The following is a 12,228-nucleotide window of genomic DNA, read 5'->3' as shown; positions in this document are numbered from 1 at the left end:
GCGAGATCGGCAGTCGAAGCGCGAGCTGAAAAGAGCGGCGCGCATGCGCGGCTACCTGCGCGAAGATCATGCTCACGTGGAGCGGCGGGATCATGACGCGATGCTCGTCGCCGCTTCATGACCGCGCATCCGGCGGGTACTGAAGCTATCCGCCTGGATCACAAAATCTTGAAAGACAGCCGCGCCTCAAGAAAAAGCGCTACCATCGGCGATGGCAGCGCTTCGACGTCTTCCTGGCCCGACCGGCGTGTGCAGCCGCAGCGGCCGGTGACCGGCCGTTGCGGTGTGGTGGGATCGCGTTCGCGGCGACGCGACCCGATCCGCGCTCAGTCTTCGTTGGCGGCGATCGATTCCATCAGCGACACCAGCTGACGTTGCACCGTCTGATCCTTGATCTTGCTGTAGGCGCGCAGCAACCGGAGGCTGAACGCGCTGTCGAGGAACAGCAGGCTCTCGACTTCGCGGGCCTTATTGTCGCCGTCGTAGAAGAAGGTGACCGGCACATCCAGCGCGGTCGCGATCTGTTGAAGGCGGGCAGCGCCGACACGGTTGACGCCCTTCTCGTACTTTTGAACCTGCTGGAAGCTGACGCCAAGCTTGTCGCCGAGTTCGGCCTGCGAGATCTTTTGCTCGACACGGCGCAGGCGAATCCGCTTGCCCAACTCAATGTCCGGCTTGCCGGCACTGCGCTGCTTCATCTTCTTTGCTGCTGATCTGTTCATTCTTGTGACCCGTCCTTCAAATCGAGAATCCCTGGCCCGGCTGGGTCAGGGACACGTTCATGATGTACCGCGTTAAGCTCGAGTGGATCGCCAGTTCGTCTGAACCACGAAATCCAGGAAGATCGCGGGATGGTATCCAAACGCAAACGCGCAAGGAAACACCCTAGTACCGACTCGGTCGACTACCTGAAGTCGACCGCGCCAAGGTGTCTGTCGACACCCCGCCCTCTACATTTGGCAAAATATTGACCAAACCACAACTAGCGCGAGTTTGATCGACACAGATTTTGCGCACATGCATAATAGGCGTCAATGCACAGCGCCCGTAGTTCTACGGGCCGCTATATTGTACGAGCGTCGTTGCACGGATGCAACCCCAGCTAGTGCAGCCTGAGGTCGAGAGGTGGCCGGCGAGTGCTTGACTGAATCATCCGATTTGCAAGAGTTTGACGTAAGTCCAAGTCAGGCTTTCGGAATGTTGCTGGACAATTGCCCAAAAGTTCTCAATCATCTGGAACAAATGTGTGCCTACGACAAGCCGGCGAACTCTGGCGGGAGGGGCCAATGAAGCGAAAGAGGGGAACGCCTCGACTCTACCTCGCGGCTTCGGGAGTTGAAGATATGGCGGTCGCAAACACGGAAGAACGGTTGCTGGCGCTGCTTGCAACGCTGGAGGAATGTCAGGCGTTCCTGACCGACCGGGCGAACACGGAGACGGCACGGCTGTTGTCTCTCGCCATCCTCGAGCTTCGGATGGAGCTCCACAAGGTGACGGATTCCGAGCTGAAGGCCCTCTGTGACATGATCGCTTCGGATGAGCCCGTGCTGGAACAATCGACGGCCCGGCAACTGCCGCCGTATTTGAGGCTGATCAAGTAAGTCAGCGCCCCGCGCCACGCGCGGGACGCCGCTCGGCTTGGGACGCGCGGCTCAGCCCGCGGTCACGTCAACCGCCTCGGCGCCTTCGAGCACGCGACGGGCCTTGTCGCGGTCGAGGTCGCCTTCCCATGCCGCGACCACGACGGTGGCGACGCAGTTGCCGATCAAATTGCCGACTGCGCGCGCCATGCCGATGAACCAGTCGACCGAGAGCACCAGCACGAGGCCAATCGCCGGGATGCTCGGCACGGCGTTGAGCGTCGCCGCCAGGATGACGATCGCCGAGCCGGGCACGCCGTGCGCACCTTTCGAGGTGATCAGCGACACGCCGAGCACCAGCATCAGGTCGCCGAACGACAGCGGCGTGTTGGTCGCCTGCGCGATGAACACGACCGCGAGCGTCAGGTAGATCGAGAAGGCATCGAGGTTGAAGGAATAGCCGGTCGGGATCACGAGGCCGACCACCGAATCCTTGACGCCGAAACGCTCCAGCTTGCGCATCACCTGCGGCAGCACCGCGTCGGACGATGCCGTGGCGACCACGATCATCAGCTCCTCGCGCAGGTAGCCGAGGAATTTGAGGATGTTGATGCCGGCGAGTGCCATCACGGCGCCGAGCACGCCGAGCACGAAGATCGCGACCGACACGTAGAACAGCGCGACCAGCGAGAGCAGCTGCTTCAGCGAGCCGACGCCGTATTTGCCGACCGTATAGGCGACGGCGCCGAGCACGCCGATCGGCGCGAAGCGCACGATCAGGCCCATGGCGCGGAACAGCACGGTCGAGACCGCGTCGATGAAGGAGGAGATTTTCTCGCCCTTCTCGCCGCCGACCAGCGCCAGGCTGACGCCGAAGATGATGGCGAAGAACAAAACCTGCAGCACGTCGTTGCGCGACAGCGCGTCGAACGAGGTGGTCGGAATGATGTTGAGCAGGAAGCTGCCGATGCCTTCGCCCTTCAGCTTCTGCGCGTTGTTGGCATAGTTGCCGAGCGCCTTGGCATCCAGCGTCGAGGTGTCGATGTTCATGCCGTGGCCGGGGCCGAACAGATAGGCGAGCAGCAGGCCGACCACGAGCGCAACCGTCGTCATCGCCTCGAAATAGACCAGCGCCTTGACGCCGACCCGGCCGACCTTCTTGAGGTCGCCGGCACCCGCAATGCCGTGCACGACGACGCAGAACACGATCGGCGCCACGATCATCGAGATCAGCTTCAGGAAGGCATCGCTGAAGATCTTCAACCCGATCGCGAAATCGGGCGCGGCCATGCCGATGACGATGCCGAGCAGCAGCGCGACGAGCACCTGCACGAACAGTGATGTGTAAAGCGGCTTGCGCGCAACTGTCGCTTCCGCTGCGATGGTCGACATGACTTCCCCCTGTTTCTGGCCGGCCGAACCCGCCAATCATAGCAACTTGCGTGCCAAGATGTCGCAGGATCGGCCACTCCTGTCGGGTCAGCCGTCGATTTCGAGAGTGCTGGTCACGGTGTAGACGACGCCGTGGGGCAGGAAATCCACGGTGGCCTCGCCACCTAGCTGGTCGCGGGCGCTGCGCTCGATCAGCCGGGAGCCGAAGCCACGCTGGACCGGCGCGGTGACCTGTGGGCCGCCGGTTTCGGTCCAGATCATGCGCAGCTTCGGTCCGGGGCTCTCGTTGAGGATTTCCCAGTCCAGCGTCACCGTGCCGGTGTCGTTGGACAGTGCGCCATATTTGGCGGCGTTGGTCGCCATCTCATGGAGGATCATTGACAGCACCAAGGCAAGCCGGGGCGACAGCGGCACGCGGGGGCCGAACATCCTGACCCGCTCGGACGTGTTCAAGAGGTAGGGCCGCAGCACGCGGCTGACGACGTCCTGGAAGTCGGAGCCCTGCCATTTGTCGGTGGAGAGCAGATTGTGCGCCTCCGCCAGCGCGCCGAGCCGCCCCTCGAACTTGTCGCGCTCGGTGCGGCTTGCGCTGCGGAAGGTCTGCGTGGCGATCGATTGCAGGATCGCCAGCGTGTTCTTGACGCGGTGGTTGAGCTCTTCGATCAGCAGGTCGTGCAGCATCTCGCCGCGCGCGATCGTGGTTGCCATCCGCACCGCAAAGCCGAGCCCGACCAGCAGCAGGATGCCGCCGATCACGCTGGTGATCGCCAGCGAGCGCCACAGCGGCGCCACCAGCGAGTTCTCGGCGATCCCCGCGGCGACGGTCCAGCCGGTGACGCGCGACCTGGTGAAACCGGTGATCAGCGCCACGCCCTCCAGCGACACGGTCGGCAGCGTCGCCTCGCCGCGGCGGAACATCTCGGCAAACAGCGATGGCGAGGCGCGCTGGCCGATGGTCGCCTGCGGATTTGGCACCCGCGCGAGGTTGACGCCGTCGCTGTCGAAGATCGAGATGGTCCAGTCCTGGTTGAGGCGCTGCTTCTCGATGATGGCCTGGAACACCTCGATCGGCGGGCTGAAGGAGATGTCGTAGAGCACCTCACCGTCGCGCATCACCGGTACCTCGACGGTGATGATCAGCCGCTGCTTCACCGCGCCGAAGAACAGGTTGGAGTATTGCGGCTGCCGCGTCGCGAACACCTTCTCGAGGATCTCGAGATTGTTGCGCGGCGGCAGGCTCGCGGTGTCCGGCGTCAGCGAGGAGAACACCTGGCGTCCGGCGCGGTCTGCCACCAGCACCACGCCTTCCTTGCCGTACTGGTCGATGAAACCGACCGCGACGCGGCGGAAGTTGTCGAAGTCGCTGTTGCGCAGCGAGTTGGTCAGGGCCAGCACCTGCAGCCCGCCGGTCATGCGCTGCATTTCCGCATCGAGCAGCAGACGGATGCTGCGCGCCGTCTCCAGCACGCGCTGCGTGGCCGCCTGACGATCCCGCTGATAATTGTGGAAGACGATCCCGACCGCGAAGATGATCAGCGGCAACATCGTTCCCGCGACCAGAAGCGCGAGACGGACTGGCAATGTCAGTTTCGGCACGAAGTCCCCGGGTCGGTGCCCATTCGCTGCGAGCTTAGGGGAGGCGGGAAAAATTCGCCAAAGGAAATAGTTTTATATCAGAAAGGTTCCGCGGCGCCCAAAGCAAGATCCGGAAAAGTGTGAAGCGGTTTTCCGAAAGGATCATGCTCGAACGAGGAGTGTGCGCCGCGCAATGACGTCGTGTCAGAGATTGCTCTCGGTGATCGCGGCGTAGACCATGGTGCGCAGCTCGCGCCGCAGCGGATAGGCGCTCGACGGCAGCACCTGGGTCATGAAGATCGTGATCAGCTCCTCGGCCGGGTCGATGAAGAACGACGTCGTCGCGGCGCCGCCCCAGTTGAATTCGCCTGGACTGCCGGCGATCAGCGTCTGCGACGGGTGCATGGTGACGGCGAAGCCGAGGCCGAAGCCGATGCCGTTATAGGCGGCTTCGGCGAACATCGAGCGCGACATCGCCGGCAGGTCGACGCCGCCGGGCAGATGGTTCGAGGTCATCAGCTTCAGCGTCTTCGGGCCGAGCAGCCTGACGCCGCCGAGCTCGCCGCCATTGAGCAGCGTCCGGCAGAAGGTCAGGTAGTCGGCCGCGGTCGAGCACAGTCCGCCGCCGCCCGAGATCAGCGAAGGCGGCGCCAGGAACGAGCTGGTGGTCGGATCGTCCTGCAGCGTCAGTGTGCCCTTGCGCTCGGCGGCGAGCGGGTTGAAGCCGCCCTGCGGATCGGCGGAATAGCAGGCGGCAAACCGATGCGCCTTGTCGGCCGGCACGAAGAAATCCGTGTCGTTCATGCCGAGCGGCTTGAAGATGCGCTCCTTCAGGAATTGCTCGAACGGCTGGCCGGAGATCTTGCCGACGAGATAACCGAGCACGTCGGTCGAGACCGAGTAGTTCCAGGCTTCGCCCGGCGAGAACTCCAGCGGGATCTTCGCCAGGTCCTCGATCATGCCGTCGAGCGTGCCGGCCTTGATGACCTCGCCGATCTTCTTCTCGCGATAGGCCGCGTCGACATTCGAGCGCTGCTGGAAGCCGTAAGTGAGGCCCGAGGTGTGGCGCAAGAGGTCGACGATCTGCATCGGCCGCGTCGGTGGGCGGGTCAGGAAGGCGGGCGCGGTGCCGGCGACGAATACGCCGAGGTTCTTCCATTCCGGAATATATTTCGCGACCGGCTCGTCGAGCGCGACCTTGCCTTCCTCGACCAGCATCATGAAGGCGACTGATGTGATCGGCTTGGTCATCGAATAGATGCGGAAGATGGTGTCGTCCTTGACCGGCGCCTTGCGCTCGAGATCGGCAAAGCCCTGGACCGTGGAATGCACGATCTTGCCGCGGCGATAGATCAGGACCTGCGTGCCGGGAAAACGGCCGGCATCGATGTAGCGGCTCTTCAGATGCGCTTCGAGGCGGTTGAGGGCAGTGGTCGACATTCCCGCGGATTCGGGCGAGGCAGGCGTGGGGGCTAGCATCAGGCGTTTCTCCGGCTTGCAAGGCAGCCTTGATAGCCGAAAAGTGTCTGCTGCACCAATCCGCTGCCGCTTACCGGCATTGAGCTGGTGGTGTACCGTCGCCCCTGCAATCGCGCCCCCGAAGGGGCCCAAAGTATCTGCCAAGGTATCCGTCAAGGGAAACGCCGAGATGACCCAGTTCAACGAAACCGAGCTCACCGCCGCCGTCATCCGCAGCTTCGACCAGACACCCGATCCACGGGCCAAGTTCCTGCTGCAGGAATTGGTGAAGTCGCTGCACGATTATGTGCGCAGGACCGATCTCACCTTCGAGGAATGGGACCAGGCGATCGGCTTCCTGACCCGCACCGGGCAGAAGTGCACCGACATTCGCCAGGAGTTCATCCTGTTGTCCGACGTGCTCGGCGTGTCGATGCTCGTCGATGCGGTCAACCATCGCGATCGCGATGGCGCGACCGAGACCACCGTGCTCGGCCCGTTCTATGTCGGCGAGCACAAGGTGACGCCGCACGGCACCGACATCTCGGCAAGCCTGCCGGGCGAGCGCATGTTCGTGCAGAGCCGCGTCACCGACCTCGGCGGCAAGCCGCTGGCCAATGTGCCGGTCGATATCTGGCACGCGGACGATGACGGATTCTATGATTCGCAGAAGCCGAGCTATGCCACCGAAGGTCCGTCGTCGCGGGCGCGCTTCATCACCGATGCCGACGGCCGCTTCTTCTTCCGCACTATCGTGCCGTGCAGCTATCCGATCCCGACCGACGGCCCGGTGGGGCAGATGATCACGCAGACCAACCGTCACCCGATGCGGCCGGCGCATGTGCACTTCCTGGTCAACGCCAAGGGCTACGAGCCGCTGATCACGCATGTCTTCGTCGAGGGCGACAAGTACATCGATTCCGACGTCGTGTTCGGCGTGAAGGATGAATTGATCGCCAAGGTCGAGCGCCGCACCGATCCTGTCATGCCCGATGGCCAGCGTTCGGATGGGCCGTGGAGCCTGATGACCTACGAATTCCATGTGAAGCCCGGCGGCGGAATGGCGCCCGCGCCGCTCGGCGCCAAGGTCACCGAAGACGCCTGATCGGTTTCCGAACGCTTCTGCCCAATTCTTGTGCGCCGCACAAGGATTGGGCGAATCGCAAGTTTTGGCAGCGCGCGGAAAATTCGCGCGGGCTGCGACATGTTGCGCAAGGCTTTGCATCAAAATCGATTTTTGCACTGCGGTAGATTGGCACAAGGCTTGAATCATCATTAGCCGACGCCATTGAAGCCGTCCCTCGAGGCTACCCCATCGGATTTCTGACGCCGCCAGACTGGGGCCTTCCCGGTGCACGCCCCTTTTGCGCCCTGCGCGCGTCGCCATCCGGAGGACGGCGCTCGACGCACTGACGCAACACCGCAACGCAACGACGCAAAGGACGACCGATGACCAAGCCCACCGACAAGCCGCCAAGCCGCGGCCTCAGCCGCCGTCAGCTCCTGAAGGCAACCAGCGGCGCCGCCGCGCTGCTCGCCGCGGCCAAGCTCAACTTTCCCGCAGGCGCGTTCGCGCAGGGCGCCGGTCCCGAGGTGAAGGGCGCCAAGCTCGGCTTCATTGCGCTGACCGATGCCTCGCCGCTGTTCGTCGCCAAGGAGAAGGGCATCTTCGCCAAATACGGCATGCCCGATGTCGAGGTGCAGAAGCAGGCCTCGTGGGGCACCACGCGCGACAACCTCGTGCTCGGCTCCGAGGGCAACGGTATCGACGGCGCGCATATCCTGACCCCGATGCCGTATCTGATCTCGGCCGGCAAGGTAACGCAGAACAATCAGCCGACGCCGATGTACATCATGGCGCGGCTCAATTTGAACGGCCAGTGCATCTCGGTCGCCAAGGAATATGCCGATCTCAAGGTCGGCATCGACACCGCGCCGTTCAAGGCGGCGCTGGAGAAGAAGAAGGCCTCCGGCAAGGCGGTGAAGGCCGCGATGACTTTCCCGGGCGGCACGCATGATCTGTGGATCCGCTACTGGCTCGCCGCTGGCGGCATCGATCCCGACAAGGACATCGAGACCATCGTGGTGCCGCCGCCGCAGATGGTGGCCAACATGAAGGTCGGCACGATGGACTGCTTCTGCGTCTGCGAGCCGTGGAATCTGCAACTGATACATCAGGAGATCGGCTATACCGCGATCACGACCGGCGAGCTCTGGGACAAGCATCCGGAGAAATCGTTCGGCCTGCGCGCCGCCTGGGTCGACAAGAACCCGAAGGCCGCGAAGGCGCTGCTGATGGCTGTCATGGAAGCCCAGCAGTGGTGCGAGAAGGCGGAGAACCGCGCGGAGACCGCGGCGATCTGCGCCAAGCGGCAGTGGATCAACTGCCCGGTCGAGGACATCACCGACCGCATGAAGGGCAAGTTCGACTACGGCACCGGCCGCGTGATCGAGAATTCGCCGCAGCAGATGCGGTTCTGGAGCGACAACGCCTCCTATCCCTATCAGAGCCACGACCTCTGGTTCCTCACGGAAGACATCCGTTGGGGCAAGTACGAGGCAGGCTTCGACACCAAGGCGCTGATCGCCAAGGTGAACCGCGAGGATCTCTGGAAAGAGGCCGCCAAGGAGCTTGGCGTGTCCGACATTCCGGCCTCGACCTCGCGCGGCAAGGAGACCTTCTTCGACGGCAAGGTGTTCGATCCCGCCGATCCCGCGGCCTATCTGAAGTCGTTGTCCATCAAGCGTGTTGACGTCTGATTTGAGCGAGCCGCGCGAGCAGTGCGGCTCTCCTTTTTTTGACCATGGAGATTTTCGTTCAATGTCGATGCCTGCCATGAAGACCGAAGTGTCGGCGGTCGCGATCCCGACGGCCGCTGCCGCCGCGCCGGTCGTGACCATGACGCCGAAGCGCGCGCCGCGCGCCGAGATCTACGCCAGGATGGCGAAGGAGACCGCGGCGCGCGTGGTCCCGCCGCTGATCGTGGTCGCGCTGCTGCTGGTGGTGTGGGAGCTGATCTGCCGGCGCGCCGGCTCCAGCCTGCCGCCGCCGTCGAAAGTGTTCAAAGATACCAAGGAGCTGATCCTCGATCCGTTCTTCGACAATGGCGGCATCGACAAGGGCCTGTTCTGGCATCTCTCCGCCAGCCTGCAGCGCGTCGCCTACGGCTATTCGCTGGCGGCGATTGCGGGCATCGCGCTCGGCACGCTGGTCGGACAGTCGGTCTGGGCGATGCGCGGGCTCGATCCGCTGTTCCAGGTGCTGCGTACCATCCCGCCGCTCGCTTGGCTGCCGCTGTCGCTGGCCGCATTCCGCGATGGCCAGCCCTCGGCGATCTTCGTGATCTTCATCACCTCGGTGTGGCCGATCATCATCAACACCGCGGTCGGCATCCGCAACATCCCGCAGGACTACCGCAACGTCGCGGCGGTCGTGCAGCTCAATCCGCTGGAGTTCTTCACCAAGATCATGATCCCGGCGGCCGCGCCCTACATGTTCACCGGCCTGCGCATCGGCATCGGCCTGTCCTGGCTCGCGATCGTCGCCGCGGAAATGCTGATCGGCGGCGTCGGCATCGGCTTCTTCATCTGGGATGCGTGGAATTCCTCGCATATCAGCGAAATCATCCTGGCGCTGTTCTATGTCGGCATCATCGGCTTCGTGCTCGACCGGCTCATTGCGGGCCTCGGCAAAGTGGTGACCCGCGGCACGGCGGCGAACTGAGGAGGAAGTCATGCAGGCCTATCTGAAGCTCGATCACATCGACAAGACCTTCACCCGCGGCAACGCCACCACGGAGGTGCTGAAGGACATCAACCTGACGATCGAGAAGGGCGAATACGTCTCGATCATCGGTCACTCCGGCTGCGGCAAGTCGACCCTGCTCAACATCGTCGCCGGCCTCACCGGCGCCACCAATGGCGGCGTGCTGCTGGAGAACCGCGAGGTCAATTCGCCGGGGCCGGATCGGGCCGTGGTGTTCCAGAACCACAGCCTGCTGCCGTGGCTCACCGTCTACGAGAACGTCAAGCTCGGCGTCGACAAGGTGTTTGCAAGGACCAAGAGCAAGGCCGAGCGCGACGCCTGGGTTATGCACAATCTCAGCCTGGTGCAAATGGCGCATGCCAAGGATAAGCGGCCGAGCGAGATCTCGGGCGGCATGAAGCAGCGCGTCGGCATCGCGCGTGCGCTCGCGATGGAGCCGAAGGTGCTGCTGCTGGACGAGCCGTTCGGCGCGCTCGACGCGCTGACCCGCGCGCATCTGCAGGATTCGGTGATGGCGCTGCACCAGAAGCTCGGCAACACCATCCTGATGATCACCCACGACGTCGACGAGGCGGTGCTGCTGTCGGACCGCATCGTGATGATGACCAACGGTCCGAGCGCGCGGATCGGCGAGGTGCTCGAGGTGCCGTTGGCGCGGCCGCGCAAGCGGCTCGAGCTCGCGACCAACCAGGGCTACTTGAAGTGCCGGCAGCGCGTGCTCGAATTCCTCTATGAGCGCCACAGCTTCGTCGAGGCGGCGTGATGATCACGTCGACGGCAAGCGTTTCCGCTTTGAACCGAAGCGCCGGCTTCGGTTACCAATGCTCGCGTTTTGAAAAATCGTTGCAGCACTCATTTCATGACCGAGGAGAATTGAGATGAATCCGGCTCAAATCAAGCTGGTTCAGGACAGCTTTGGCAAGGTCGCGCCGATCTCGGAGCAGGCCGCGGTCATTTTCTACGATCGCTTGTTCGAAGTCGCGCCCGCCGTGAAGGCGATGTTTCCGGTCGACATGAAGGAGCAGCGCAAGAAATTGATGACGACGCTTGCCGTCGTCGTGAATGGGCTGAGCAATCTCGACACGATCCTGCCGGCCGCGAGTGCGCTGGCCAAGCGGCATGTCAGCTACGGCGCCAAGCCCGAGCATTATCCGGTGGTCGGCGGCGCGTTGTTGTGGACGCTGGAGAAGGGGCTCGGCGAAGCCTGGACGCCTGACGTCGCCGCCGCGTGGACCGCGGCGTACGGCACGCTGTCCGGCTACATGATCTCGGAAGCCTATGGCCCGGCGCAGCCGGCCGAATAGGAAAACGTCGTAAGCACAGGACGGCTGTCCAACCGTCATTGCGAGGAACGAAGTGACGAAGCAATCCATCTTGCCACGCATGGAGGTATGGATTGCTTCGCTTCGCTCGCAATGACGTGGTGGGCTTTGGGGTATTCGACGGCGCCAGCAATCTTCTCTATGGTTAGCCCCGTTCCGCCAACGGGTGAACCAACAATGATGTTCCTGGAAACGCCGCCGAAACTGATCGCGACTGAAATCTTCTCCGTCGTGCCGGCGGAATTCCGCCGCAGGGTGGCGAGCGAATGGGCCGACGCCAACCGCCCGGGCGCGGTGACCGACTGCTTCATCGAGGGACCGTCGTTCGATGCCGACGGCAATCTCTACATCGTCGACATTCCGTTTGGCCGCATCTTCAGGATCGCGCCGGACAAGTCGTGGTCGCAGGTTGCCGAGTATGACGGCTGGCCGAACGGGCTGAAGATCGATGCGATGGGCCGCATCCTGATCGCCGATTATCGGCACGGCTTGATGGAGCTCGACGCCAGGTCCGGCGAGGTCACGCCGCTGCTGCGCTCGCGCAACTCGGAATCGTTCCGCGGCTGCAACGACCTGCACATCGCCTCGAACGGCGACATCTATTTCACCGATCAGGGCCAGACCGGGCTGCACGATCCGACCGGCCGCGTCTATCGGCTGCGGGTGAACGGAGCGCTCGACTGCCTGATCGACACCGGCATCAGCCCGAACGGCCTGGTGCTCGATCCGCACGAGGCGGTGCTGTTCGTCGCGATGACGCGCGACAATGCGGTCTGGCGCGCGCCGTTCATGAAGGACGGCAGCGTCTCCAAGGTCGGCCGCTTCTGCTCGCTATTCGGCCCGAGCGGACCCGACGGCATGACGATGGACGTCGCCGGTCGGCTGTTCGTCGCGCACGCCTCGCTCGGCCATGTCTTCGTGTTTGCGCCGAACGGCGAGTGCATCGCGCGGATCAAGTCCTGCGCCGGGCCGAGCTGCACCAATGTCGCCATCGGCGGCGCCGACCGCGACCGCCTCTACATCACGGAATCGGTGACTGGCTCGGTGCTGGTCGCCGACATCAGCGGGCTCGGCTAGCTATCTTCCTGACTGTCGACCATCGTTATCGCACTTGGCGCGAGTCCCGAAGGATCGA

The 12,228-nt window shown here is 63.5% G+C and carries 11 protein-coding genes; 7 read left to right on the top strand and 4 right to left on the bottom strand.

Annotated elements, in window-relative coordinates:
• Positions 1–326 precede the first annotated feature (326 nt).
• Positions 327–722 carry a helix-turn-helix domain-containing protein gene (locus J2R80_RS37910; RefSeq protein ID WP_016844123.1) on the bottom strand — a complete coding sequence of 132 codons (396 nt, stop codon included), beginning with the start codon at positions 720–722 and terminating at the stop codon, positions 327–329.
• Between the two features lie 621 nt (positions 723–1,343).
• Between J2R80_RS37910 and J2R80_RS37905 the strand changes: the two genes are divergently transcribed.
• The gene (locus tag J2R80_RS37905; protein ID WP_083714987.1) at positions 1,344–1,601 is read left to right on the top strand and encodes a hypothetical protein; all 258 of its coding nucleotides are present in this window, start codon (positions 1,344–1,346) and stop codon (positions 1,599–1,601) included.
• Positions 1,602–1,652: 51 nt separating this feature from the next.
• Here J2R80_RS37905 and J2R80_RS37900 read toward each other — a convergent pair whose 3' ends face one another.
• The 3 genes from J2R80_RS37900 to J2R80_RS37890 all read right to left on the bottom strand — a co-directional run bounded on the left by J2R80_RS37900 (position 1,653) and on the right by J2R80_RS37890 (position 6,026).
• Positions 1,653–2,972, bottom strand: coding sequence for a dicarboxylate/amino acid:cation symporter (locus J2R80_RS37900; protein WP_057017518.1), 1,320 nt, complete (start codon positions 2,970–2,972; stop codon positions 1,653–1,655).
• An 87-nt stretch (positions 2,973–3,059) separates the two neighbouring features.
• Positions 3,060–4,568: a sensor histidine kinase gene (locus J2R80_RS37895; protein WP_200844599.1), complete on the bottom strand. Its 1,509-nt coding sequence runs from the start codon at positions 4,566–4,568 to the stop codon at positions 3,060–3,062.
• A 183-nt stretch (positions 4,569–4,751) separates the two neighbouring features.
• The gene (locus tag J2R80_RS37890) at positions 4,752–6,026 is read right to left on the bottom strand and encodes a serine hydrolase (RefSeq protein WP_057017516.1); all 1,275 of its coding nucleotides are present in this window, start codon (positions 6,024–6,026) and stop codon (positions 4,752–4,754) included.
• 169 nt (positions 6,027–6,195) lie between these two features.
• Here J2R80_RS37890 and J2R80_RS37885 point away from each other — a divergent pair, with 169 nt between their 5' ends.
• From J2R80_RS37885 to J2R80_RS37860, 6 genes are all read left to right on the top strand, one after another.
• Entirely contained in the window at positions 6,196–7,110 is a 915-nt protein-coding gene (locus J2R80_RS37885) for an intradiol ring-cleavage dioxygenase (protein ID WP_076827021.1), read from the top strand.
• A gap of 344 nt (positions 7,111–7,454) precedes the next feature.
• Complete coding sequence (locus J2R80_RS37880; RefSeq protein WP_141340334.1) at positions 7,455–8,765, top strand: CmpA/NrtA family ABC transporter substrate-binding protein; 1,311 nt, start codon at positions 7,455–7,457, stop codon at positions 8,763–8,765.
• Between the two features lie 61 nt (positions 8,766–8,826).
• Positions 8,827–9,729, top strand: a complete 903-nt coding sequence (gene ntrB / locus J2R80_RS37875; protein WP_253640374.1) for a nitrate ABC transporter permease — start codon at positions 8,827–8,829, stop codon at positions 9,727–9,729.
• A gap of 10 nt (positions 9,730–9,739) precedes the next feature.
• Complete coding sequence (locus tag J2R80_RS37870) at positions 9,740–10,534, top strand: ABC transporter ATP-binding protein (protein ID WP_057017512.1); 795 nt, start codon at positions 9,740–9,742, stop codon at positions 10,532–10,534.
• Positions 10,535–10,649: 115 nt separating this feature from the next.
• Complete coding sequence (locus tag J2R80_RS37865) at positions 10,650–11,075, top strand: globin family protein (RefSeq protein WP_076827212.1); 426 nt, start codon at positions 10,650–10,652, stop codon at positions 11,073–11,075.
• Between the two features lie 195 nt (positions 11,076–11,270).
• Positions 11,271–12,170, top strand: a complete 900-nt coding sequence (locus J2R80_RS37860; RefSeq protein ID WP_253640373.1) for an SMP-30/gluconolactonase/LRE family protein — start codon at positions 11,271–11,273, stop codon at positions 12,168–12,170.
• Positions 12,171–12,228 lie beyond the last annotated feature (58 nt).

Origin of the sequence: Bradyrhizobium sp. USDA 4541 (genome assembly GCF_024171085.1) — a bacterium.
Lineage (GTDB): Bacteria > Pseudomonadota > Alphaproteobacteria > Rhizobiales > Xanthobacteraceae > Bradyrhizobium > Bradyrhizobium australafricanum.
The sequence above is the reverse complement of the archived record's forward strand: the minus strand, read 5'-3'. Positions and strand labels throughout refer to the sequence as shown.

What these genes read in the sequence shown, in the direction of transcription:
- J2R80_RS37910 (WP_016844123.1), bottom strand. Translation starts at nt 722, where the DNA reads ATGAACAGATCAGCAGCAAAGAAGATGAAGCAGCGCAGTGCCGGCAAG.
- J2R80_RS37905 (WP_083714987.1), top strand. Translation starts at nt 1,344, where the DNA reads ATGGCGGTCGCAAACACGGAAGAACGGTTGCTGGCGCTGCTTGCAACG.
- J2R80_RS37900 (WP_057017518.1), bottom strand. Translation starts at nt 2,972, where the DNA reads ATGTCGACCATCGCAGCGGAAGCGACAGTTGCGCGCAAGCCGCTTTAC.
- J2R80_RS37890 (WP_057017516.1), bottom strand. Translation starts at nt 6,026, where the DNA reads ATGCTAGCCCCCACGCCTGCCTCGCCCGAATCCGCGGGAATGTCGACC.
- J2R80_RS37885 (WP_076827021.1), top strand. Translation starts at nt 6,196, where the DNA reads ATGACCCAGTTCAACGAAACCGAGCTCACCGCCGCCGTCATCCGCAGC.
- J2R80_RS37880 (WP_141340334.1), top strand. Translation starts at nt 7,455, where the DNA reads ATGACCAAGCCCACCGACAAGCCGCCAAGCCGCGGCCTCAGCCGCCGT.
- ntrB (WP_253640374.1), top strand. Translation starts at nt 8,827, where the DNA reads ATGTCGATGCCTGCCATGAAGACCGAAGTGTCGGCGGTCGCGATCCCG.
- J2R80_RS37870 (WP_057017512.1), top strand. Translation starts at nt 9,740, where the DNA reads ATGCAGGCCTATCTGAAGCTCGATCACATCGACAAGACCTTCACCCGC.
- J2R80_RS37865 (WP_076827212.1), top strand. Translation starts at nt 10,650, where the DNA reads ATGAATCCGGCTCAAATCAAGCTGGTTCAGGACAGCTTTGGCAAGGTC.
- J2R80_RS37860 (WP_253640373.1), top strand. Translation starts at nt 11,271, where the DNA reads ATGATGTTCCTGGAAACGCCGCCGAAACTGATCGCGACTGAAATCTTC.